Source organism: Pedobacter antarcticus (genome assembly GCF_900103515.1).
Taxonomy (GTDB): Bacteria; Bacteroidota; Bacteroidia; order Sphingobacteriales; family Sphingobacteriaceae; genus Pedobacter; species Pedobacter antarcticus.
The window spans coordinates 178,955-204,579 of record NZ_FNGZ01000004.1 but is presented as its reverse complement, the minus strand read 5'-3'; the positions used below and the strand labels follow the sequence as shown (position 1 = coordinate 204,579).

Below are 25,625 nucleotides of genomic sequence, written 5' to 3'. Positions count from 1 at the left end.
AAATATAGTATTTGTTGCAGAATACCCTAATAGCGAAACAATAAAGGAAGGGATGTCTCAACGAATGGCTGCGGTAGACGAGCAGTTTAGAGACGATCAAAGACTGTATCTTTTCGTATCTCATCGGTTTTTCACGACTAAACAGATTTATCCAATAAAGGAAGGTGTATTGCAGTATAAATGCAATTTGTTTTTGCATTTTTTTCTCATTATGAAGCTGCTTAGTCAAAGCAGATTTATTTATTTTCATTCATTACAGAATGTTCTACCAGTTTTCCCGTGTTTAAAGTTTTTGAAGGCGAATAAAAAATTAGTTTTGGACATTCACGGTGTAGTGCCTGAAGAACATGAATTCGCAGGGCAGCAAAGAAAATCCAGATTTTATGCCATGGTGGAAAGTTATTTATTCCGATATTTAAGTGTTGGAATCTCTGTAACCGATGCGATGTCTAATCATTTCCGAGAAAAATATCCAAGCAGCAAGGTTAGGCTCATATCTTATCCAATTATGCCGTCTAATATCATGGTTGATAATTATGAGATACCTCGGCATGAAGACGGTGACAAGATTCATATCGTATATAGTGGAAACCTCCAGTCCTGGCAAAATATAGATTTAATGATAGATGTGATTAGTAAACATATTTCACCTGATATTATTTATACCATATTAACAGGCAGTCTTGATCAGATGAAAACTGTATTGGCGGAAAAAGGCCTATCTGATTCACAGCAGGTATTTGTCGATTCGGTGGCTCCGAATGAATTACATAAATTTTACGAAAAAGCTCATTATGGTTTCATCTTGAGAGACGACATCACGGTAAACAGAGTAGCATGTCCGACCAAATTAGTCGAATACATGTTTTATGGAATGATCCCAATTATCAAAAGTAAAAATATTGGTGATTTTGACACCATGGGTTATGATTACTTATCTTTAGAAGATTTTAGTCTTCAGGCGTTGAAAGCACAAAAGAGTAAAAAAAATATAGGCATTATATCTAGCCTGAAAGATAAGTCGGAGGGTACCGATATAAGGGAATACCTGTTAAATGAATTTGAAAGTAACTAGCAATGTTTGTCTACTATGCCGTATTTATTCTAGCTTTCCTGCTCTGTACATTTGACTACATAGATGATGGAATCGTAAAAAGAGGTATTTACATATCTTTTTGCACCATATTGATTTTACTACCGGGCTTGAAAAGTATCGGTACGGATAATGACAGTTCTAACTATGAAGAGATTTTTAGGATCAGTGCAGCAATAAGTTATAGTGATGGCTTTGCTGGCCGGTATGAAGAAAATACAGAACGCGGCTATCTGCTGCTGAATAAAGTAGTCAATTCTCTGGGTGGCGATATCAACTCGCTATTTCTAGTTGTAGCCTTGCTGACGGGAGTATTAAATTATACTTTATTCTATAAGTTATGTGAATATCCATTTACCGCGGTTTTAATCTACATATCGTTTTTTTATCTCTATCGGGATTTTACCCAAATTAGATATGGCTTAAGTTGTGCACTGGTTTTCTGGTCTGTATATTACTTTTTAAAGCCGCACTATCTCCTAGGTTTTTTATTTTTTGTTTTATCTCTATTGATACACAGTACTTCTCTCATTTTAATATTGGTATTACCCATCTGTTACCTGATAAAAAACCGGTATTTATATGCTATTCTACCAGTCTTTTGTCTAGTTGGGCTTGTGATAAACCCATTTCCCATATTATTGAGTCTAGGTGGTGTGCCGGAGCATATGCAAATATATTTTGATGAAGAAGGTGGTGGCGGCTTTGTAGTTTCATTTATTGGGTTACTAATGATGGCTCTTTATCTTTTTTTTAACCGCAAGATTATGAGTGAAAACTTTAATTTCAGTATGTATTATCGTTTACTTGCAGTTGGGGTGTCCCTGAATTTGTTATTTATCCAAGCTTCCATATTTCAGCGTTTTTCACATTTGTTTTTCCAGTGTAGCGTGTTGTTCCTTCCAAACGTTTTAAAAGAGTTAGAGAAATCTACTTATAAATATTATTTTGTTATGATGCATTTCCTGTTTAATTGCTTTTTCCTTTACTATGGATGTAAATTGATTGAACCTATATTGATCAGACCATATTTCCAATAAGGCCATGAAACAAACTATTGACATTTTACTGGCAACTTATAATGGTTCAGCATATCTGAATAGCCAGTTATATTCATTATTATCTCAGACTTTAACCGACTGGCGGCTTATTATTCATGACGATGGTTCAACAGATGAAACGGTTGCCATTATTAGGAAGTTCGTTCTAATGGATGATCGTATAACCTTTATTGAGGATAATATTCAATTCGGAAACGCTGCTGATAATTTCACTCACCTCTTAAAATTCTCCACCTCTCAGCTCATGATTTGCTGTGATCAAGATGATATTTGGTTCGAGAATAAATTACAATTGCTAGTTGCGGCATTTGGACCGGATGCCAATTTACCACAAGGTGTATTTTGTAATGGCTTTGCTTATTCAACGGATACAGGTATTATTAGCGATAAAATTACATTTGTTAATCCAAAAGACTTGAATGAACAATTATTTATGAACGGGGGAATACAAGGATGCTCTCTGATGGTTAACCGGGCATTACTTAATAAAATAATTATAAAGCCTTCATATGTTGCTATGCATGATCATTTGATTTCAATGGCTGTTGTATGTTTCGGCACAATGTCTTATGTAGATAAAAATTTAATGTTATATAGGCAATTTCACGATAACAAAGTAACTGCAAATATAAATTATAGCCTTAAAAGTAGAATAAAATCCATTTTCGTAAGTGACGTTCCAGTTGTTGACCGTAAGCATTACGAGGCAAACCTTGCTTTTTTTGAAACTTATAAAACGCAATTAAAATTAGAACAAATAGCTCTATTCGAAGGTTATTTTGAATACGTAAAAAGTGGGTTCTTCCGGAGGATACAGCTTGTTATTAACAATAAATTTACTTTATATAATAGTATCTTTGCTCTAATGATGAAAACGCTGATGAGGAAACCAATTAACTAATATGAGAATTACTATAATTTACCCAAATCTACGACAAGGTATATCTTACTAATTATCACTGTTAGTTCCTGTCAATTTTTATCCGTTTAAGCGTTAGTTATAATCTATGCAATTAAAGATACTTCATGTCATTAATAATCTAGGTATCGGAGGTGCTGAGAAGTTACTTGTTGATACTCTACCCAAATACAGAGCTCAAAACGTAGATGTGGATGTGCTACTACTTAATGGAGATCAAACTCCTTTTAAAACACAATTAGAGAAATGTTTTACAGGAAAGGTGATTGTGTTAGGGAGTAAATCCGTATATCACCCCTATCCAATTTTCCAGCTGATGAAATATTTAAGGCAATATGATATTTTACATGTTCATCTTTTCCCGGCCATGTATTTTGTAAGTCTTGCCAAGTGGTTAAGTTTCAGTAAAACAAAACTTATTTTTACGGAACACAGTACAAGCAACAGAAGGGTACAATCGCCGATATTCCGTATCATTGACCGTTTTATATATAAACGTTATAATCTGATTACTGCAATAACACCCCAGGTTAAAGAAATGTTGGTTAAAGAGGTCCGGTTGAAAAATGAGATCAGGGTAATTTCGAATGGTATTGACCCAGAAAAATTTTATACAGCGTCACCCTATGTAAGATCTATTTTTTTCGATGACCCGCACTCAAAAATCCTAATTCAGGTTTCACGTTTCGGTTTGGAAAAAGATCAGATGACTGTAATCCGGGCGATGGCAAACTTGAGTTCTGAGTTTAAATTATTATTAGTCGGAACTGGCGATGGCCGGCAGCAATGCGAAGATCTGGTTTACAAGTTGCAATTGACACACAGAGTTAAATTTCTTGGTGTAAGAATGGATGTTGCGCAGTTGTTGAAGACTAGTGATATTGTTATTCAGTCGTCATTCTGGGAAGGCTTTGGTTTATCAGCTGTTGAAGGAATGGCGGCTGGCAAACCCGTCATTGCGTCTGACGTTCCAGGCTTAAGAGAAATTGTGTTCGAAGCCGGACTTCTATTTGAAGCAGGAAATGAATCATCTTTAATAGAGCAGATTAAACATGTAATTCAGGATCCGATATACTATGCGGAAATAGCGGAAAAATGCAGAATCAGAGCTAAAAATTTTGGAATAGATACTATGGTTGATCAATTTATTAAAGTATATGAAACTCTTAAATAGACTATTTTTCGTATTATCTATTATAGTGGTCAATTTCAACTGTTCAATGGCTGTTCAGGTAACTGAAACTTTTAACGTAAAAGATTTTGGGGCCAAGGGAAATGGGATTGCAGATGACTACAAAGCAATTCAGGACTGCATTGATGCAGCACTGAAAACAAAATCTTCAAAGATTTTATTTCCTGCAGGGAAATATCAGATCAGTAAAACATTGATAGCACATTACCTGGATAATCAATTGGAAATTACAGGGCTGAGGGAAAAAGGGGAATTACCTTTAATATTTAGTAAGGCAACTATTTCTTTGCTTGCAGTTCGAGGCTATATTGCCACTGACGCTGTAGGGACTATTGCAATCAACAACATAGAATTAAAGGGTGGTTTTGGTATTCATCCATACGGTAAAATGAGCCCATTTATTTTAAAAGATGTATGGTACTATGGCATTTCCATCACTGATAAAAGAACAGTTAGGTTAGAAAACCTAAGTGTTTCGGACATCTATGGAGAAGGTATTTATATCAGTACGACGGCACAAACTGGAATTCCTGTTACGGCACGATTTGATTCAGTAGAGATTAACGGGTGTAAGGTGTTGAATTGTTGGGGGTACAATCCGGCTCTTGACGACTATGGTGATGGCATTTATATTTCCAACGTAGCTTCTGCAAAAATTACCGGTAATCTAATTCATAATGATTTCACCCAAACTAAACAATTAGGTAGATGTGGTATAGTCCTAGAATTTATGGCAGAAAATTGTGTGGTCGCTAGTAACGATATCTTCGGATATGACCGTGGGATCCATCTGGAGGCGGATTATGGCGGGCATCAGATACTTAATAATAAACTATCGGGTTCAGATATGGGCATTGTCCTTGAAAATGATCCAATTGAAGGACATAATAATCCCGTAGTAATTAGTGGAAATCTGATTACCAACAAAGGACTCCCAAAAGGAAATTCTTTAAATAGAGTGCGTGATATCACAGCTTTGAGTGACCGTTCTTTATTAAACTTTGTTGCTCGCGGTGGTTCACGGGCCGGAAGCATAATTGAGAAGAACCGAATTACAATTGATGGAAATTATGACTATTTCTCCAATACAATCGTTAACATTAAAGCCGACGATATTAAAATTAATGATAACCTTAATAAGGTTTTAAGTCCCGGAAAATTGAAGTATCTTATTCTTTATAATAATTATTCAAATTCTATTTCGAAAAATGATGATTTTTCGGGGATTCGTATATTAAAATATCGAAAAGAAAAAATTGGCGACGTGAAAAAAATTAGTAAAACAAATCGGATGAATTCAACTCAAATTGAATTAAATCTTTAATGTTTGTGAGTGTTGGATTATTACTTATTGAGTTGTTGTGAAAAATGTTTTATATGTAATCATAACGTTAATCATGAGGATCATAGTCCTTATTCGCTTTATTCCACAACTTTTTCTCGCAGAAAGGGAGTACGATTATTAGGGCACTAAATTTGCTCAGCAAATGGATTTGCTTTTGGCAATTCCATGTTATATCTTAAATATGATAAAAAAAATACTCTGTATACTGGCTTTACCCTTCTTTTTCTCTTGTGCAAAGAGCGTAAATAGTGACGTGGAAGTTTATTCGAATGATTTTCAAAGTGGTGATCTGACCGGCATAACTAAGGCCGAAATCGGTACATTTAATGGGGGCAAAGTTTTAGGCCAGTTTAATAATGGGGGATTTGATCTTACCTTAAACGATCTGCCTGCTCACGAGATGGTTGAAGTAACTTTTGACCTGTATATCCATGATAGTTGGAATGGAAATATACAAATGCAGGACAACGTAGCTGGTCCTGATATCTGGAGAATGCAGGTCGATGGTAAAACTTACATTAACACCACGTTTTCGAACGCGGAATGTCTCCCAGGCAATATTTGTCCGCCACAATCTTACCCCGCAGACTATCCAAACAATAATAATAATCCAAGAGTAGGCGCTGCAAATACGCGGCTTCCTGGTTTTTGTTCGCAGGCGAAAAGTCCAACCGGAACTTCTTTATATAAGATCAAAAAGCGTATTGCGCACACATCTGCCAATCTGTTAATCCAATGTGATGACAAGTTACTGCAGAAAGACGTAGCAGACCCGAAATGTGACGAGAGCTGGTCGGTAGACAATATTAAAGTCAGGGTTATTAACCTCAAATAGAATTTCATGAGACACTTAAAAATAAGCCTTTTCATCCTGTTGTTTTGTGTTACAGGACAGATTGGTTATACACAGACTATCCCGGTAGGCACACCTGGCCTTGAAGATTACTATCGCCGGGCACAGTTAATGGGACTGGCAGATTCATCTGTTTCTTTTATGATCAGGCCGATTCTTCCTAAACTGAGTTTCAAAGCTAAAGACGTTTTTTATCCTGATTCTTCGGAAGCTAGGTTTAATCTAATGGACGTTAGCAGTGACTTCACTTCCAAAAATGGAAAACTTAAAGTCAGTTTATTACCCTTAAGCGTACAAACACAATTCAACTCTCACCATCCTTATGGCTGGAATGACGGAGCTATGATTCCTGCGAAGGGTTTGCAGGGTGTATTAAGTGCCGGTGTCTTTCTGGAATATGGAATACTAAGTATTCAGTTCCGTCCAGAGGTAGTCCTGGCTACAAATGATAAGTTTGATACTTTTGATAAGGACCATTACGAGGTTATTGCTGGCAGATATTATGATTTCTATAATAATATAGATTTACCTGCAAGATTCGGAAATGGGGAATATTCAAAAGCGTATTGGGGGCAAAGCAGTATCCGGTTAAATTACAAGGATGTTTCCTTCGGTTTGTCTACAGAGAACCTGTGGTGGGGCCCTGGAATGCGTAATTCATTATTAATGAGTAATAGTGCGCCTGGTTTTAAACACCTTACCTTGAATACCCGTAAGCCTGTTAAGACTGCAATTGGTTCATTTGAAGGGCAAATCATCGCGGGAAGACTGGAAAGCTCTGGTTTTGGTGTATTGGAGCCAGAACGCGATTTTTTTGGAGACAACCTATATGTGCCTAAAGGAAATGAATGGAGATACCTTTCTGGATTAGCCGTTACCTACCAGCCGAAATGGATCCCAGGCTTATTTTTAGGCTTAACAAGAAGTGCTCAGACTTACCATAATGACCTGAATAGTTTCGGTGATTATCTTCCATTCTTTTCCGGAAGTAAGAAGGTTAATGCAGATGAACCAACCGAGCAAAGAGACACGCGCAGTTCGGTATTCATGAGATGGTTATGGCCGGAAGAGCAGGCAGAGATCTATTTCGAATACGGAAACGATAATAATAAAGGAAATAACCGTAACCAAATGCTTGAGCCTGCAAGGAACAGAGCTTACATCTTCGGAATGCGTAAAATGATTCCTTTCAATAAGAGTCGCAATGAGAATTTGTTGTTTAGTATAGAGGCTACACAAATGCAGATGACTTCTCCTGAGGATATTCGTTCGGCTGATAGCTGGTACGTAAATAAACAAGTCAGACATGGTTATACAAACAGAGGTGAAGTATTAGGTGCAGGTATTGGTCCCGGTGGCAACATGCAGTCGCTTGATGTTAGTTGGGTAAAAGGCCTGAAACGTTTAGGTATCCAGTTGGAGCGTTATGTACATAATAATGACTTCTATTACTATGCTTATGAAGATAGTCTTGACCCGAGGAGACATTGGGTAGATTTTAGTCTTGGTTTTAATGGAGAGTGGAACTATAAGAATTTTATTTTCAATGCAAAACTGCAGGGCATAAAGTCACTGAACTATCAGTGGTACCTTCTGCAAAAGCCGGGAGATATTATCTGGGTAAATGGTCGTGATGCTTTCAATTTACAAATGCAGGCTGGTTTAACTTACCGCTTCTAATTCGCTATCACATGAACAAGATATACAAAGCACTTTTTGCCCTTGGGCTTTCTGTTTTAGCAGGCGCGAATGCTTATGCACAGTCCATACCTGTTGGTACGCCTGGCCTCGAAGATTATTACCGTCGTCAGCAGTTACTAGGTAAACTGGATTCCTCAGTTTCTTTTTCAATTCGTCCATTAATGCCGTCAGTGGCGTTTAAGGTTAGGAACGTTTTTGATCCGGACAGTAGTCTGGTTAACGATGGGATTACAAAATCATCCGGACCTTATCGTTTTGCTAATGGGCATGGTGAATTTCAGATTCTCCCATTCACCTGGCAGAATCAATTCAATTCTCACCATCCTTATGGATGGAATGATGGCGCGATGATTCCTGCAAGAGGTTATCAAACAATGGTTAGTGGAGGGTTTTATGCGAAGATAGGACCGTTAACTATTCAGTTAAGACCGGAATATGTTTCGGCACAGAATAGGGCTTTTGATGGGTTTGCTGTGGATAAGACAAATCTGGAGCTAGCGCAATATTATGTATTCGCTAATAACTTGGACGCGCCTGAGAGATTTGGCAGCGGGGTTTATAATAAATTGTTTTGGGGACAGAGTAGTATCAGGCTAAATGCTGGGCCGATGTCATTGGGGTTGAGTAATGAAAACGTGTGGTGGGGTCCTGGAAGAAGAAATTCTATTATGATGACCAACAATGCACCAGGGTTTAAGCACTTAACGCTGAATACAATCAGGCCTATTCGCACGCCTATTGGATCAATTGAAATGCAAATTATAGCGGGCAAGTTGGAAAATTCTGGATATACGCCACTGTCAATGACTGCGGATGCGAATGGTCGTGAGTTATTCAAACCATATAATGATGACTGGCGCTTATTAAGTGGTTTTAATATTAGCTATCAGCCCAAATGGATTCCTGGATTGTTCTTAGGGTTCACGAGAGACTTCATGGCTTATCAGGAGGATCTGAAAGGATTTAAGGATTATTTTCCTTTTTTCACACCAGTTCAGAAGGTTAATGCTGGCTTAGATATAGGTCCTATCGAAAGAGACCAACGTCTCTCATTTTATAGTAGATGGTTATTTCCTAAGGCACATGCTGAAGTGTATTTTGAATATGGGATAAATGATAACGCTTATAATCTAAGAGACTTCGTGGGCTCACCAGACCATAGTCGCTCGTATGTCTTCGGATTTTCGAAAATGGTTCCTATTAAGTCCAAAACAGACCAATTCATAGATGTGAATGCAGAAATTACTCAAATGTCTCAATCTGTAGACAGGTTGGTTAGAGAGGCAGGAGACTTTTATTCGCATTCCGTGGTGCGCCAAGGTTATACGCATTTAGGTCAGATATTAGGGGCGGGAACAGGTTCAGGTGGGAATATTCAGTCGATTGACATTAGCTGGGTTAAAGGAATGAAACGGGTAGGAATTGGTTTTGAGAGATTTGAACATCAAACAGAATTATATGAAAGATATTTCAACAACCTAAATGGCAATAGTAGAAGGTGGGTAGATTTTGCATTTGCTCTTCAGGGAAATTGGGATTATAAGAATTTTATTTTTAACGCTAAGCTACAGGGAATCAAATCGTTAAATTATCAATGGAGGTTAAAGAACTATACTCCCGATCAGTATTACATTCCTAAAAATGACGTTTTCAATTTCGTGGGTCAGTTTGGCGTGAGTTATAGATTTTAGATTATTCACGCCATAATCTTGATAAATGAATATTAATAAAGTATAGGATCAAATCTAATTGATTAAATAGTATTATTTAAGCCAACAAATAGCATTAATTATTGTTAAGCTAATGTTAAATTTATATATCTATTAGCGCCAAAATAATTTACAAATGAGTTTCCAAGAATACAAATGCAGGAAATGCGACACTGATTTTCATTATCAGGTTCCCCGGGGCTTTTTATTGAAAACGGTATTTGGTTTTCTGCCTATAAGAATTTACTGGTGCCCAAAATGCACCAGCAATCGGTATGTGTGGGTAAAAAAGAACAAAACATTGAGTTCCTAGCTATTAAGTGTATTGTTTTTTAGCAAGCCGCTGTCTACAAGCCTGGTGAAAAATTTAGACTCAGGTACATGCTTTAAAGCAGGTAAATGTCTTATATGATGAATATCAGTGCCAAAAAAGTCTATCATATCCTTCTCAATTAATTTTTCTGCTATCGCTCGGATGCCTTTTCCGTAGTGATCGGTAAGTGACAAGGCATTTACTTGCAATTCCAACCCCATTTCCTTTAATCTGCTATAGTAATCGAAGTGCTTATGAAAGAAAAGATAACGTTCGGGATGTGCAAGAACAACTTGAAAACCTTTTATTCTAAGATTAAACATTACTTCTTCCAGATCATACGGCTTTGAAATCTGGCTGAACTCCATTAACAGGCGATTGCCCGGCATAGGCAAGAGTGTACCCTCATTTAGCTGATTAATGAACTGCTCATCCATATAATATTCAGATGAAAGTTGAAGGTTAATGCCCTGCGGTAGCTTTCCCTCCAAGGTTGCATATCCTTTTTTCAGTGTCTCATGAGTGTTAGGATGGATGTCTTGTAAAGTATGCGGAGTTGTATAAAGGGTTTGGTAGCCAAGTTCTTTTAGTCCGGAAATTAATTGTATACTATCTGCTACTTCTTTCGCACCGTCATCTACACCGGGTATTAGATGGGAGTGCATGTCAACGTTTATAGCAGTAAAATCTTTGTATTTTATTCTTTTAGTAAAACTAAAGATGCCCATTAACCAGAATTTTTTGAGCTACTAAGATATGGCTTTTTTTAAAAAAAAAGATGGCTTACATCTCATGCAGAATTTAATTTTTAATGTGGAAGGTCTTCTGTAGCTAAGTGTTTTATAAGAAAATAAATCAATTTCAACTGAATTCATTCTATAATACTATATTTGCTAATCTTAAATCTATATGGTCTTATAAGCGCCTATGAAACACTTTTTTTATCTGATAATAGCCACGGTTATTTTCAGCAGTTGCGGAGTGAAATATAAATCCGTTCCGTATTTCACAGACTTGCCTCAGGATAGCATTCTTCAGGAGCAGATTAATAATCATAGTCAGTTGAGGATTCAGAAAAATGATATTCTAGCCATCACCGTGAGTAGCTTAAACGCAGAAGCCAGTGCGATATTCAATTTAGGTAATACGAGTTCAACTCAGGGCGTTACAAGTAGCAATACAGATCCCAGGCTTACCGCCAATGGATTTATGGTTGATCAAAACGGGAATATACAATTGCCGTTAATTGGAGATGTTCACTTGGAAGATCTTACTACTACTGCAGCTCGAGAACTCATTCAGAACAAATTAGTTAATTATTTGAAGGAGCCTGTGGTGAGTCTGCGCCTGATTAATTTTAAAGTAACAGTATTGGGGGACGTAGCTAAGCCCGGGGTTTATCCTGTGCAAAATGAAAAGGCTTCAATTAGTGAAGCTTTGAGCATGGCTGGGGACTTAACCATCACCGCTGTCAGAAATAATGTATTGCTGATTCGTGAAAATCAAGGGAAAAGAGAATACGTGCGTCTTGATCTACAGAAAAAGGAATTATTTAACTCTCCTTATTATTACTTGAAAAATAATGACGTGTTATATATACAACCAGGTACAGCTAAATACGCTAGCGTAGACGCAAGCTATAGAAATGTGAGTATTGTTCTGTCAGCACTATCTGTCATAGCATTAATTATTACGCGACTTTAAGGAGATTTATGAATATATTAAATAGCTCTGTTTCGAAAGATGAGGAAATGACGCAGGAGGAGACCATCAATCTAAACGAAATCTTATCAAAATATTTATATCATTGGCCTGTTTTCGTATTGGGCCTGATCCTGACTCTGACAATCGCTTTTTTATACCTCAGGTATACTAAACCAATTTATGAAATCACGACGACCTTGCTGATAAAGGACGAGAAAAAGGGCGCGCCTACACAGGACATTCTAAACCAGTTGGATCTTTTCGGCGGCTCTAAAGTTGTTGAGAACGAAATAGAGATTTTGAAGTCCAAGACACTGATGGCAGAAGTGGTAAAGCGAGAGAATCTAAACGTGAATTTTAGGTCTGAAGGGAGGATAGTAAGTTCAGATATTTATAGTGCAAGACCTGTTCTATTTCAGACTCTTGATATGAAAAAAGAGTATTTTGGGAAAGAATTTAATTTGAGTTTTCCAAAGGATGACCAATATACGTTGGAGGATGTTGAAAATAATATTAAGATAACTGGTGCTCTTAATCAACTTCAAATAAATAAATTGGGTACTTACAAATTAGATAAGACTGCATACTTTAACAAGCAAAAAAATCGAAAGTTTACGGTTTCATTTATTAATCCAGATGTTGTTGTCGCTAATTGTTTAGCTAATTTGAATATTACCATAGTTACAAAGCAATCAACAGTACTAAAGCTTACTTTCCAAAGTACGGTTCCTGAAAAAGGAAAGGATATATTAAATACGTTAATACAGGTGTATAATGCGGCTGCGCTATCGGATAAGAATAGAACTACTCAGAGTACAATTCAGTTTATTGATGAGCGATTGAAGCTAATTACTGGAGAATTAGTAGAGGTCGAGAAAGATGTCGAAGGTTTCAAAAGCAGTCAGGGACTAACCGATATTACTTCTGAAGCACAATCGTATCTAGAAAATGTGAAGGCTAATGATGCTAAGCTCAGTGAAGTTAATCTTCAATTAGGAGTGATTTATGGTATTCAATCATATGTCAACTCCGAGAGTTCGCAAGAAAAACTACCAAGCACTTTAGGGATAAATGATCCTGTAATACTTGGTCAGATTACCCAATTGGGTGAGTTACAGTTAAAAAAAATAAATCTTCTCGCCACTACCCAGCCTGGTAACCCTGTTTTTGAATCGGTTAATCAACAGATAGAGTCAACTCGTGCCGGTATTAAAGCTAATATTCAGAACATTAAGGCTTCTTTACAAAATACCAAAAGTGAATTGACCGCATATAACAATCAATACGAAGGGTCCATTAGAAAAATTCCTGGTCAGGAGCGAAAATTTATTAGCATAAAGAGACAACAAGGAATCAAGGAAAGTCTTTATTTATATTTGCTTCAGAAGAAAGAAGAAGCGGCTCTTTCTTATGCATCGTCTGTTGCCGACAGTCGCGTAATTGATGTAGCTTTTTCTCCAGATACCCCAGTTAAACCTAAACGTTCATTAACATACCTTGCCGCTTTGGTATTAGGAATCTTGATTCCAGTAGGGTATATCTATATTAGGGAATTAATTAACAATAAGATCATCACGGCATCCGATATATCAAAGTATACTTCGGTACCTTTGCTTGGTGAGTTGGTATTTCATGACGGAAAGGATGCGATCGTCGTACAGGTTGGCAAGCGTACCGCCATTGCAGAGCAATTTAGAGCTATCAGGACAAATTTGCAATATATACAAGGCAAACGGAATAGTGGGCAGGGGAAAATTACTTTGCTAACGTCGAGCACTTCGGGAGAAGGAAAAAGTTTTGTTGGAACTAATATTGCTTTTGCATTAGCACTTGGAGGAAAAAAGACCGTTCTACTGGAACTCGACCTTCGTAAACCTAAAGTTAGTAAATATTTGGATTTGAATAACAAAATAGGTTTAAGCAATTATCTTATTGGAAGAGCTGAGATTAAAGATATTATACAACCATCTGGCATTAATGAAAATCTAATGGTAATCGGTTCGGGACCTATTCCTCCTAATCCTTCAGAATTGTTTCTTGGCGGTGAGATTGAAGAGCTTTTTGCTTATTTAAGACATAATTTTGATGAGATCATTGTAGATACTCCGCCGGTGGGCTTGGTCACTGATGCCCAGATTTTAGCCCGACTCGTAGACGCAACAATTTATATAGTCAGATATGGGGTTACCTTTAAGCAGCAAATTAGGAGTATTGAAAAGTTAAATGCTACCGGTAAATTTCCAAAGATGAACGTTGTCTTTAATGGAGTGCAACAGGGCGGTAGTTACGGCTATGGGTATGGGTACGGCTATTATTCTGACGATATTACACGTAAGGGAATTAAACTTTCCTTTAGAGAATTGTTCAAACGTTTTTAATTGTTTATATATTTTTATGAGTACTAGTAAGGTTGTGATTCTAATAACAGGTGGGGCAGGTTTTATCGGCTCTAATCTATGTGAATACTTTTTAAACAAGAATTATCATATTCGCGTTCTTGATAATTTTTCGACTGGACATAGACACAACATCGACTCGTTTTTGACGCGTGATGATTTTGAGCTTATCGAGGGTGATATACGGAGCCTTGATGATTGTGTTAGAGCTTGTGTTGGCGTGGACTACGTTTTGCATCAAGCCGCGCTAGGATCAGTGCCGCGATCTATAAATGACCCAATCACTACTAATGATGTAAACGTATCCGGTTTTCTTAACATGTTAGTAGCTTCCAGAGATGCAAAAGTCAAACGGTTTATATACGCAGCTAGCTCGTCTACTTACGGCGATTCCAAATCTTTACCAAAAGTTGAGGATGTGATTGGAAAGCCATTATCGCCATATGCGATAACAAAATATGTAAACGAATTATATGCTGATATTTTCTCAAAAACTTATGGCTTAGAAACCATAGGCTTGCGTTACTTCAATGTATTTGGACGCCGGCAGGATCCAAATGGGGCATATGCAGCTGTTATTCCTTTATTCGTGAAACAACTTATGGATCTACAAAGCCCTGTCATCAACGGAACGGGTGAATATTCTCGTGATTTTACATATATCGATAATGTGATTCAAATGAATGAGCTGGCAATGCTCACTGATAATCCAGTTGCTTGCAATACGACATACAATACCGCCGTTGGAGATCGAACCACCCTAAATCAATTGGTTGGCTACCTTAAAGAATATTTGAAGGTTTACGACGGAAGGATTGCAAATGTTGAAATAAATTATGGGCCTGCTCGCCAGGGAGATATTCCACATTCTTTAGCATCAATAGACAAGGCAAAAGATCTTTTGGGATATAAACCCAGCCATGATATTGAAGAAGGTTTGAGAGAGTCAGTAAACTGGTACTGGGAAAACTTAAAATAAAAGAATCAATTTTATAAATATTGGGTACTTAAAATAATGAAAAAAATTGCTGTTATAGGTTTAGGCTATGTTGGATTGCCATTGGCACGTTTATTTGCTACAAAATATCGGGTAGTGGGTTTTGATATTAACCAAAAGCGAATTGAAGAATTGCGTGCAGGTAAGGATTCTACTTTGGAAGTTGAAAAAGATATTTTACAATCTGTTCTCGTTGCTGAAAATCCTTTTTTGATGCAGACTGAAAATATTTCAGATACTTTCAGTGGGCTTTATTTCTCCAATCAGTTGAGCGATTTAGAAGAGGCTAACTTTTACGTAGTAACAGTTCCTACACCTGTAGATAAAAACAATCGACCCGATTTAACGCCATTGTATAAATCGTCTGAGACAGTAGGTAAAGTACTGAAAAAGGGAGATATTGTAGTATATGAATCTACTGTCTATCCCGGAGTAACTGAAGAGGAATGTATACCCGTATTAGAACGTGTATCAGGGTTAAAGTTTAATGTTGACTTCTTTGCGGGCTACTCTCCGGAGCGAATTAACCCTGGAGATAAAGAACATACTGTCGAAAAGATCCTAAAGGTCACTTCCGGTTCTACACCGGAGATTGGTAAAGTCGTAGACGATATATACAAAACGGTTATTACGGCCGGAACTCATCTTGCCCCTACAATCCGTGTCGCTGAAGCTGCCAAGGTAATTGAGAATTCCCAAAGGGATATTAACATTGCTTTTGTCAATGAGTTGGCTAAAATATTTAACATTTTGGATATTGATACCCATGCGGTATTAGAAGCTGCGGGTACTAAATGGAATTTTTTACCTTTTAAACCAGGACTTGTTGGCGGTCACTGTATTGGTGTTGATCCATATTACTTGGCGCAAAAAGCACAAGAACACGGCTATCATCCTGAGATCATTTTAGCTGGTCGTAGACTCAATGATTCAATGGGACAGTACGTTGCCTCTCAGGTTGTTAAAACTATGATTAATAAAAATATTAACGTAAATGGGGCTAAAATCTTAAATCTCGGCATCACCTTTAAGGAAAATTGTCCTGATGTAAGAAATACTAAAGCAGTCGATGTAATTCGCGCGTTGGCAGATTATTCGGTGGAAATATTCACCTTCGATCCATGGGCAAATCCGGAAGAGGTTAAATACGAGTACAATCTTGAATCTCATTCGGAAATTGAAACAGGAGAAAAATATGACGCCATCGTATTGACCGTTGCACATAATGAGTTCCTGGATATTGATCTCAAACTATATTTGAAAGAAGGCGGAATAATCTATGATGTAAAAGGCATTCTAAAAGAATGTGACTCACGGCTGTAGGCGTTTAAAAGTGAGAATGAAATATTTTGCTTTTAAATCTGTTATATGAGTTTAGTAAAGCAAGCAAAAAAGAGTGTTGTCTGGACCTTCATACAACAGTTCAGTGTACAACTTATAAATCTTGGTGTTCAGATTATTTTAGCCAGACTTTTATTACCGTCGGATTTTGGTCTGATTGCAATGATTACTGTTTTTGTAGCTCTGGGACAGAGCCTCAGCGATAGTGGAATGACGTCGTCTCTTGTCCGTAATGATAGGAATACCGAGAATGATTATGGGACTGTTTTTATTACGAATGTCGGGATCAGTGTACTCCTATTCGGTCTCGCTTACGTTTTGGCACCTTTTGTAGCTGATTTTTATCGGCAAGAAATCTTAACTAGTCTATTAAGGGCTTATTCTTTGGTTTTTATCATTTCTTCATTTAACGTTGTACAGTTAGCTAAGTTCACGAAGGAATTAAATTTTAAATCCCAGTTTATTTATCAGCTACCATCCGTAATTATAAGTGCTGGCGTAGGTGTACTGATGGCTTTCAAGGGTTTTGGAGTATGGAGCTTGGTAGGATTGAATCTTGCTCAAGCTGCTTCTTTTTCATTATTTCTGTGGCTTTTTTATAAATGGAGGCCTAAATTGATATTCGACAAATCTATATTCAAATATCATTTTGATTATGGATATAAACTTACTTTATCTAGTATTCTAAATACAATTTACATCAACCTTTATAAAGTAATTATAGGTAAAAGATTTTCAACAACCAGCGTCGGGTATTTTACCCAGGCGGACAGTCTCCGTCTTTTTCCAGTAAATCAGTTATCATCGATTTTAAACCGAGTTGCTTTTCCATTATTCGCAAGTATAAAAAATGATGATGCGAGACTTAAAAAAGCTTATATTTCGTCAACGCGTCTGGTGTTATCGTTTTCTTCGGTATTAATGATAATGCTTATTTTAATAGCTAAACCCTTATTCCTTGTTGTATTTGGAGAAAAGTGGATATCTTCTGTTCCGTATTTCCAAATTCTCTGTATAGCATCAGTATTTTTGCCTTTAGGAACTTATAATCTCAATATATTAAAGGTCAAAGGAAGGACCGATCTATTCCTACGTGTAGAATTAATTAAAAAAATAATTGGAGTAGTATTTTTATTGGTATGCATACCGTTTGGAATTAACGCGATTGTTTGGTCATTGTGCATTACCAATATATTTTTTGCTTACTTAAACGGATATTTTAGTGGTAAGCTGATTAATTATAGTATACACCAACAAATCCTTCACAGTTTCAACGTAATTCTGATTTCTGTAATTCCCTATGCTTTAACTTATGTTGCCAATGAATTTTGGTTCTATAAATTTAATAATTACATTTCAATACTCTTTAATATATCGGTTTATACAATTTTTTATTTACCGCTAATGCTGATTTTCAATAAAGCATTACTTAACGATATAAAAATGATTTTAAAAAGATGATACATTCAGACATATTATTTACTGGTTACTACGGCCATTTAAATACTGGTGACGATGCTTTTGTTGAAGTCGTGTCCTGGGGAGCTGACACTTTCTGGAAAAAAAGAAACAATAGATTCTTGGGAATGAAATCCAAATTGCCTAGAACTATAATGGATATAAAAGGCTATCCCATAGAGTTTCCTAAAACCTATCACTTGCAAAAGAAAATATTAGTCCGCAATACGGATTATTTAATCTCGGCGGGGGGCTCAACGATACATAGCAAATTAGATGCAAATAATGCCAAACAATATGCTATAGACCTTAAGAATAAGGGAAAGAGAATAAAAATAGGTGCGATTGGTGTATCTGTTGGACCATTTAAAACAATTAGTGATGAAAAAGCTGTTCAGAAATATTTAAAGGAGATTGACTTTATAGCTTTGCGTGACAAAAGATCTTACGACTATGTAAAGTCATTAGATACACCTTACCAGCCGGTCAATGCATTTGATCTTGCAGCTTTAATGCCGGAAATGTATGGATATAATTATATCGACAGAGCTTCGAATGCTCAAAAAACCATTGGTATCAGCGTGTGCCCGTACGAATCATTACATCGAAATGGAAATGTGCAAAATGAAAAAAGGAGAAATTCTCAAATAATCAATTTGATAAAACTCTTGAATCAAAAGGAGGATATTCTGTTCAAGTTTTACATTATAAATGGTAATGTTAAAAATGGAGATAGAGAACTAACTTTAGAAATTATACAGAATGTCCAGCCAAAAAAATATGAGATTATTGAATACAATGAGGTAACGCGGGCGACCTGGCATGATATCAATTCATGTGATACTGTGATAGCGACGAGATTGCACGCCGCTATTTTTGCATGCTTTGGACAAACACCTTTCATGTTAGTAGAATATCATAAAAAATGCTCTGATTTCCTAGAAGATATAGGACAGAATGATGATGCGCGCATCTATGATGCGGAATTTGATATTGAAGAAAAAACTGATATCATCTTAGGATGGATATCTAATCGTAATCTGTTCCCGAAATTATCTTTGCTTTCAGAAAAGGTGGAACAAGCTAAGTTAAACTTCAGCGCAATTAATATATAGTATGTTTTCAGTAATCATACCACTTTATAATAAAGGGTCTTTCATTCTTGAAACAGTGAATTCAGTTCTTGGTCAGACCAATCCGAATTTTGAAATAATAATTGTCAATGATGGATCGACTGACGATAGTTTGTCTATTGTGCAGGATATTAGTGATTCAAGAATCCGGATAATTGATAAACCGAATGGCGGTGTATCATCTGCACGTAACAGAGGCATATTTGAATCAAAAGAAGAATGGATTACCTTTTTAGATGGCGACGATACGTGGGTGGCTAATCACTTGGAAGAATATGCAAAAGTGATCAAAACCCAAAGTATTAATTGGGTGATTTCTGGTTATGTATCGAAAAAAGGGACGAAAAAGTTTGCCCAACTATACGATACTGAAGGTAGATTAGATAATGTATTTAATGATCTTTTAAACGGGCTGAGAATCCACACAAGTACTGTATGCGTCAGTAAGCATTTTTTTCATAAATACCCTGATTTGCGTTTTAGGGAAGGTGTAAATAATTCAGAAGATAGAGAGGTATGGTACAAAATCTGCTGCATAGATAAGTCGCCCTACTACATCAGAAAGATACTATCGATTTATATTCTGGATGACTCAAATTCTTTAACCAAAAACACTTCAACTTGCCAGGATCATTATTTGTCCCTCTATGAGAAAATAGCACAGTTTGATATTTTTAGAACAATGGACGATGAGAATAAATTGAAGCTAAAAAGGTATATCTCATATTTCAATACTCGAGCTATTAAAGGATATTACTCAAGAAATAGTAAGATGAAGCACTCACACAAGATGCATTTATCAAAAACTCAGTGGAGGATATTAAAATCGACATCCTTTTTACCAACATTATTGAAGAAAATAATCATTCGATTATAATCACAATATGAATAGGATATAGTCAAAACTGTTTCAGATTTACCTGCTTCAATATAGTTAGAAACTTAAAATAAAAATTAGGCTATTAGCTTAGAGCCTATCTTGATAAAGGTATTAGTTTCCTATTATATGGTAGATCTAACGCCAGATGTCTAATCGTCGCGTTGTTAATTAAATTGAGACTGTTGGTTTGTCGGCAAGTCAATATGTATATCTAGAAAGTTCAAAATATGACATTTGCTATTGAAATTAAAGAAATACAGGGTTTGATTGTTCATTGCGAAGCGAGGTGGTCGGAGTTAATTGGAAATTATTATATTAACTAACTCGAATAAACTTGAACATAAATAATTAGGCTATCCTTACAAGGAGTGAGAAGATTTTGAGAAAAGTTCCTAGATGGATTAATGCCAATATTTAACTTAAAATATAATCAATGAGATATAAAAATTTATTAGCATACTTAATCCTAGTATCAGTATTCATCTGCATTTTTATTCCTAATTTAAATGAACCGATGGATACGGGGAAGAACTTTGCATATTCATTCATCTCAATTATCTCAATAGCCCTTTATCTATTTACTTTTATTAAATTATATCCGACATGGGTCAGATTTGAGACGTTATTCCTCATTGGGTACCTAATTGTGCATTTCCAAATCCCTTTTCTATTTAGTTTTGGTATAGAGCCTAGTAATCCATCATTTGTTTGGTTGAACAAAGAAGTAGTGAATTATGCGACATGGCTAAGTTCGTTCTCTATTCATTTATGGATGATTGGATCCACTCTATCAACTATATCAAATTCTAAGAGAGTGAAAAACAAACTCAATCCGATAAGAAGTGCTTATAGCATTAAAAAACTAGATAATATTTTATTAATTTCTTTCATTGGGTTTTACGGTTTAGCAGGGGGATCACTATTAAATGGTTCTCACGATGGTATGGGATCTTGGGGTGAAGGAGCGTCTTATTTTATGATTATACTTAGAGTGAGCCTTTATTTTAGGATATTTGTCTTTTTCAAGGAATTGAAAAGGGTTACCATTTCAAGTATATTAATTGGTAATATAATGTTTTTGTCTATCCTTCTTCTTTATACGCTTACTTTTATGCTTATTGGGGATAGAGGACCTTTTATGCAGGTTGTAATCGTAATTATGCTATGTTTTGGCGTGTTTGTAAAGAGAATAAGTTTGGGAAGTCTTCTTTTCCTAATTTGTACTGGTGCTTTATTGTTATCTGTTATAGGTTTAGGAAGAAGCGTTGAAGACGGCAATATATTTGAAGCAGGGTTGGAAAAATTGCAAAACTCGGAAACCAACCCAACAGAGGAATTGGCCACGAGTGTAAGGATAATGTATAGAGCTCTAACCTATTTCCCATCGAATATCGATTACATGTATGGTTTACAGTTTATTATAGGTTTTTTAGGTCTCATCCCATTTGCTTCGGGGCTCTTCATTCAATTTTATAATATACCGACCGAGTTTACTGCATCAAGTCGTCTATTTACATATATCGGGCAAGGTAATAACATCACTTATGGGGAGGGGACGGAAATTATTTCAGATATCTATATCAATTTTGGAATCTTTGGAGTTTTCCTAATCATGTTCTTTTATGGATATTTTACAAGCAAGGTAAGTTTCAACGCTTTGCAAAAACATTCAGATAAATATTTTCTAATTTTAATTGTAATTACTTCAACAGCTATTTATATTAACAGAGCTCAGTTTCTAATGCCTTTAAGAGACATTGTCTATTTACTCGTAATTTGCTATTTTGTTGAGTATAAGGGTTTCAAAAAGAGGCTTATTAGTTCTTAAATGATTGATATTTAATTTTATTGTCTTTACTGGTAATTATCGTGTTTTTAAAATTGGTTTTTAGAACTGTATTGTTTACAGTTTTAACAACAGAGTTTTCTCTCAATGGTTCAAATTTTAGACCACCTATGTATGAGCTGTTTGTAATCCCGACTTCTATAGAATTTGCGATATAAAAGAAATATCTACTTGAGAAATCTAAATTATTATTGCTCTGTTTTAGTTTGTTATTATCATAAATAAAACGGTCTACATTTCTAACATTAAATACAAAGTTAAATTTAAGATCATTGGACTGCCCTGCTCTTCTCGACATGAATTTGAATGCCTGCGAATCATAGTTGAAAGTATTATTTTTGATTTCAATAGCGTTCAATACGAGGTTGCTTTTGCCTTGACCATCAAAGTACAATATTTCTGAGTCGAAATTTATAGTATTGCCGACTAGCGAAAAGAGCCGTTCACCCATGTTTATTTTCGTCTTGTTTTCGAAAAGTGTACTGAAGCCTTTGGCCGTGATAGTGTTATTGCTCAAAGTCACATTCTTAGTGCCAATATAAAAATCAAATAATTGCTTTCCGTTAGACGATGTGGCGTCAATTACATTTCCCTCAAATCTGAAGTTGTCAGGAGAAGTGCCTGTCACTTTCATAGTATTCGCATTATCTTTTGCAGCATTTGCAGATATTTTAAATAATCTATTAATATCAACGGCTTTAAACCTGTTATTGATAAACTGTACATTAGTATTGCTATAAAAAGTGAACGCGTCATTTTGCAGCTTGACACTTTGTGGCAATCCACTATAGTCCAGGCTGAAATCATTATCTTCAAATAAAAATCCTCCGCTATTCCGTTGGGAGTTATTTTTAAAAATTATCCCTCCATATATTTTATTGCCGATTATCTGAATGTCCTGTACGCCGCTAGATGAATGTAAAGCATAACTCTTCTCTTTTGTAAAGTTGTTTTTCAAAGTACTATTTGTCAATGTAAATGAATTGGCATTTATTATTAATAAGGCAAAATAAATGTTGGCACTTATATTGCAATTATTCAGAGTTATGTTATTCTGGTCTATTCGCAAATATTTAAATGCAGGACCTGAAATAGTCACATTTTCAATTTTTATATTAGGGGAAATTATGGATAATGCTTGAGTTGAGTTCGATTTTATGGCGGAGCCATTGCCATTGAGATTAGAGTACAGTTTTATTGGCTTTGAAATTAGATATTGTTTTCCTTTTTCAAAGTATATTGTACTATTTTTTGTATTTTTAGCAACGTCAAATGTTTTCTGAATAGCTAGTAAATCGTCGTGCTTTCCATCGCCGATAGCACCATAATCCTTTACTGAGAAACTATTAGATTGACCTATGAAAGATTTTCCAAGAACTAATAAAAAAATGGCTAAATAAAATTCGAACTTCATTTTATATATGATGATTAATGATTAATGTTATTTTTTTTGTAACCAGTTTGCAAAGCGGAGGAATTGAAAATTACTTGCTACGCTTTATTGAAGAGAAACATCAACAATTCAGCCAAATTACTGTTTTTTGTAAGGGAGGTATTGGAGGACAGTTAGAGAACAGGTATCGATCCATATACAATGTCAAGATTGTAAAGAGTAGGATCAGTTTCATAAACCCTATTCATTATTTGAAATTAAAATCTTTTTTGATTTCAAATAATCCTGATGCAGTCTGTGACTTTACGGGTAATTTTTCGGGAGTAATTCTGTACCTGGCAAAACTCGCAGGTATAAAGAAAAGAATTGCATTTTACAGAGGGTCAACAGATCATTTTAAATCTAGCTTTTTTAAAAGTAAATATAATAACTTTTCTAAAAAATTAGTCTATAGTTGTGCGACGGATATCTTATCCAATTCGAAAGCGGCACTTAACTTCTTCTACACTCATCAGTGGCAGAAAGATCAGCGTTTTGAAGTTATATATAACGGAATAGATTCTTTAAAATTCGATGTTAGAAACGGGGACAACTTAAGGAAAGAATTGAATATTCCTCAAAGCGCTTTCGTAATAGGACATACGGGGAGATATAATGTGGCTAAGAATCATGAGACAGTTATCGAAGTCGCTTTAAAATTGGTCGCGGCTAAATCTGACATTTATTTCATCCTTTGTGGAAACGGCGTTAAAAATAATTTACAAGAAGTCATAGATAGAACTGAGTACAGTGATCGGATATTGCTGTTTGAAAATAGAAGCGATATTCCAATATTTTTAAATACAATGAACTGTTATTATTTTCCCTCCCTCACTGAAGGGCAGCCCAATGCCTTAATTGAAGCTATGCTGATGGGTGTTCCAGTAGTTGCATCTAACATCGAACCTATAAAAGAAACTGTACCAGAATGCATAAATTCATTTTTAGTTAATCCGCTAGATTCAAATAAAGCAGCTGATATAATTTTAAAAATCTACAAATCTGGTGTAAATCAAGACCTTAAAGATTGGGTTATAAAGAATTATGATTCAAAAAGATTATTTCAACAGTTCTACAAACGATTCGAATGTCAATAGTTTTTATTAATGATCATCCATTTTATGTAGACCAAAGTCAAAATGTTTTTACTTCTGGCACCTTGACTGCAGATGTTTGGTCTCGTTTCACGGACAACTATGGTAATCTTACCGTTATCGGCCGAGGTGTAGAACTAAACGACGAATTACATAAACATAAGAGTGCAAACGCAGAGCATGTTACCTTTGATTTGTTTTATGAGATTAAAGGGGGCCTGGACTATTTCAGATATAAGAAAAAAATCATCGAAAAATTAAAACCTTATATTCAGAATTCAGACTATATAGTATTAAGGTTACCTTCTAATATAGGGGTAATAGCAGCTGCATTATGTAATGAATTCAATAAAAAATATTTTGTCGAAGTTGTAGGCTGCGCGTACGATAGTATGTGGTTTTTTGGCAGTTTTCAAGGTAAATTGCTAGCCCCTGTTATATCCGCACAAAATAGGCAAGCTATCAGTAAAGCAAAAGCAGCGGTGTATGTTACCGAAAATTATCTGCAACGACGATATCCCAATCCTAATCAGCAAATCAATGCTTCAAACGTTGTAATTAATAGGTTTGATGATGATGTACTGTTCCAACATATTCGTTATCTGAAAATTATAAAACCCTTTTTTAGATTAGGTATGATAGGTAACGTTGCTCTGCCTTATAAAGGATATAAAGTTCTTTTTGACGCCCTCAAGAAACTTACCATAAATTTTGAATTTTACATCGTAGGTGGGGGAGATACCAGATGGATCAAACAACTTATTAGCCGGTTTCACCTGGAGAATAAAGTAATACTCCTAGGTAGGATAAATGAAAGAGAAAAAATTTACAATTTTCTTGATGAACTTGATTTGTATGTACAGCCATCACTAACCGAAGGATTGCCCAGAAGTGTTATTGAGGCAATGTCGAGGGCATGTCCTGTTATTGCTTCTAATGCCGGGGGTATTCCTGAGTTAATTCCTGAAAATTATACATATAATGTGAAAGACAGTAATAGATTAAGTGAATTGATTGATAAGGTGTTGAAAGATAGAGAGACGTTGGAAGAAATGAGTAAGAGTAATTTCATTCGCTCCAAAGATTATATTTTTGAAACGATTAACAAAACGAGATATCAGTTTTTACAAAAGATAAAAAAAGAAATCAAGAATTAAG

At 35.7% G+C, this 25,625-nt stretch carries 20 protein-coding genes; 18 read left to right on the top strand and 2 right to left on the bottom strand.

From position 1 onward, the window contains the following. Nucleotides 1-316: 316 nt before the first annotated feature. The 8 genes from BLR53_RS10780 to BLR53_RS10745 all read left to right on the top strand — a co-directional run bounded on the left by BLR53_RS10780 (nt 317) and on the right by BLR53_RS10745 (nt 9,855). The gene (locus tag BLR53_RS10780) at nt 317-1,075 is read left to right on the top strand and encodes a glycosyltransferase family protein (protein ID WP_143007863.1); all 759 of its coding nucleotides are present in this window, start codon (nt 317-319) and stop codon (nt 1,073-1,075) included. Nucleotides 1,076-1,077: 2 nt separating this feature from the next. Further along, nucleotides 1,078-2,133, top strand: a complete 1,056-nt coding sequence (locus BLR53_RS10775) for an EpsG family protein (protein ID WP_074589542.1) — start codon at nt 1,078-1,080, stop codon at nt 2,131-2,133. Between the two features lie 4 nt (nt 2,134-2,137). Continuing rightward, on the top strand, nt 2,138-3,055 hold the full coding sequence (locus tag BLR53_RS10770) for a glycosyltransferase (RefSeq protein WP_074589539.1): 918 nt from the start codon (nt 2,138-2,140) through the stop codon (nt 3,053-3,055). A 106-nt stretch (nt 3,056-3,161) separates the two neighbouring features. Continuing rightward, complete coding sequence (locus BLR53_RS10765; protein ID WP_074589537.1) at nt 3,162-4,247, top strand: glycosyltransferase; 1,086 nt, start codon at nt 3,162-3,164, stop codon at nt 4,245-4,247. Nucleotides 4,248-4,293: 46 nt separating this feature from the next. Next, entirely contained in the window at nt 4,294-5,589 is a 1,296-nt protein-coding gene (locus BLR53_RS10760) for a glycosyl hydrolase family 28-related protein (RefSeq protein WP_176763533.1), read from the top strand. 202 nt (nt 5,590-5,791) lie between these two features. Next, nucleotides 5,792-6,445, top strand: a complete 654-nt coding sequence (locus BLR53_RS10755) for a hypothetical protein (RefSeq protein WP_074589806.1) — start codon at nt 5,792-5,794, stop codon at nt 6,443-6,445. Nucleotides 6,446-6,451: 6 nt separating this feature from the next. After that, entirely contained in the window at nt 6,452-8,143 is a 1,692-nt protein-coding gene (locus BLR53_RS10750) for a capsule assembly Wzi family protein (protein WP_074589532.1), read from the top strand. Between the two features lie 11 nt (nt 8,144-8,154). Continuing rightward, entirely contained in the window at nt 8,155-9,855 is a 1,701-nt protein-coding gene (locus BLR53_RS10745; RefSeq protein WP_074589530.1) for a capsule assembly Wzi family protein, read from the top strand. Nucleotides 9,856-10,182: 327 nt separating this feature from the next. On the opposite strand, the gene BLR53_RS10740 is transcribed toward BLR53_RS10745, so the two are convergent. Beyond that, entirely contained in the window at nt 10,183-10,914 is a 732-nt protein-coding gene (locus BLR53_RS10740; protein WP_074589527.1) for a tyrosine-protein phosphatase, read from the bottom strand. A 199-nt stretch (nt 10,915-11,113) separates the two neighbouring features. Here BLR53_RS10740 and BLR53_RS10735 point away from each other — a divergent pair, with 199 nt between their 5' ends. The 8 genes from BLR53_RS10735 to BLR53_RS10700 all read left to right on the top strand — a co-directional run bounded on the left by BLR53_RS10735 (nt 11,114) and on the right by BLR53_RS10700 (nt 21,923). Beyond that, a complete protein-coding gene (locus BLR53_RS10735; RefSeq protein ID WP_074589525.1) occupies nt 11,114-11,890 on the top strand; it encodes a polysaccharide biosynthesis/export family protein in 777 nt (258 codons plus the stop codon). 8 nt (nt 11,891-11,898) lie between these two features. Then, nucleotides 11,899-14,268, top strand: coding sequence for a GumC family protein (locus BLR53_RS10730; RefSeq protein WP_074589522.1), 2,370 nt, complete (start codon nt 11,899-11,901; stop codon nt 14,266-14,268). 16 nt (nt 14,269-14,284) lie between these two features. Continuing rightward, the gene (locus tag BLR53_RS10725; RefSeq protein WP_074589520.1) at nt 14,285-15,265 is read left to right on the top strand and encodes an SDR family oxidoreductase; all 981 of its coding nucleotides are present in this window, start codon (nt 14,285-14,287) and stop codon (nt 15,263-15,265) included. Nucleotides 15,266-15,301: 36 nt separating this feature from the next. Next, nucleotides 15,302-16,606, top strand: coding sequence for a nucleotide sugar dehydrogenase (locus BLR53_RS10720; RefSeq protein ID WP_074589518.1), 1,305 nt, complete (start codon nt 15,302-15,304; stop codon nt 16,604-16,606). A gap of 45 nt (nt 16,607-16,651) precedes the next feature. After that, nucleotides 16,652-18,085 (top strand): lipopolysaccharide biosynthesis protein, encoded by a 1,434-nt coding sequence (locus BLR53_RS10715; protein ID WP_074589515.1) that lies wholly within the window; start codon nt 16,652-16,654, stop codon nt 18,083-18,085. After that, nucleotides 18,082-19,197 (top strand): polysaccharide pyruvyl transferase family protein, encoded by a 1,116-nt coding sequence (locus tag BLR53_RS10710; RefSeq protein WP_074589513.1) that lies wholly within the window; start codon nt 18,082-18,084, stop codon nt 19,195-19,197. The genes BLR53_RS10715 and BLR53_RS10710 overlap by 4 nt, the downstream gene beginning before the upstream one ends. A gap of 1 nt (nt 19,198) precedes the next feature. After that, on the top strand, nt 19,199-20,092 hold the full coding sequence (locus BLR53_RS10705; RefSeq protein WP_074589511.1) for a glycosyltransferase family 2 protein: 894 nt from the start codon (nt 19,199-19,201) through the stop codon (nt 20,090-20,092). Nucleotides 20,093-20,528: 436 nt separating this feature from the next. Beyond that, nucleotides 20,529-21,923 carry an O-antigen polymerase gene (locus BLR53_RS10700; protein ID WP_074589509.1) on the top strand — a complete coding sequence of 465 codons (1,395 nt, stop codon included), beginning with the start codon at nt 20,529-20,531 and terminating at the stop codon, nt 21,921-21,923. Here the strand turns inward: BLR53_RS10700 and BLR53_RS10695 are convergent. Continuing rightward, nucleotides 21,913-23,355, bottom strand: a complete 1,443-nt coding sequence (locus BLR53_RS10695) for a glycosyl hydrolase family 28-related protein (protein ID WP_074589506.1) — start codon at nt 23,353-23,355, stop codon at nt 21,913-21,915. The genes BLR53_RS10700 and BLR53_RS10695 overlap by 11 nt on opposite strands. Before the next feature lie 17 nt (nt 23,356-23,372). On the opposite strand from BLR53_RS10695, the gene BLR53_RS10690 reads away from it, so the two are divergent. Next, nucleotides 23,373-24,470: a glycosyltransferase gene (locus tag BLR53_RS10690; protein WP_074589504.1), complete on the top strand. Its 1,098-nt coding sequence runs from the start codon at nt 23,373-23,375 to the stop codon at nt 24,468-24,470. Next, nucleotides 24,461-25,624, top strand: a complete 1,164-nt coding sequence (locus BLR53_RS10685; RefSeq protein ID WP_074589501.1) for a glycosyltransferase family 4 protein — start codon at nt 24,461-24,463, stop codon at nt 25,622-25,624. Before BLR53_RS10690 ends, BLR53_RS10685 begins: the two co-directional genes overlap by 10 nt. The last annotated feature ends 1 nt before the right edge of the window (nt 25,625 follow it).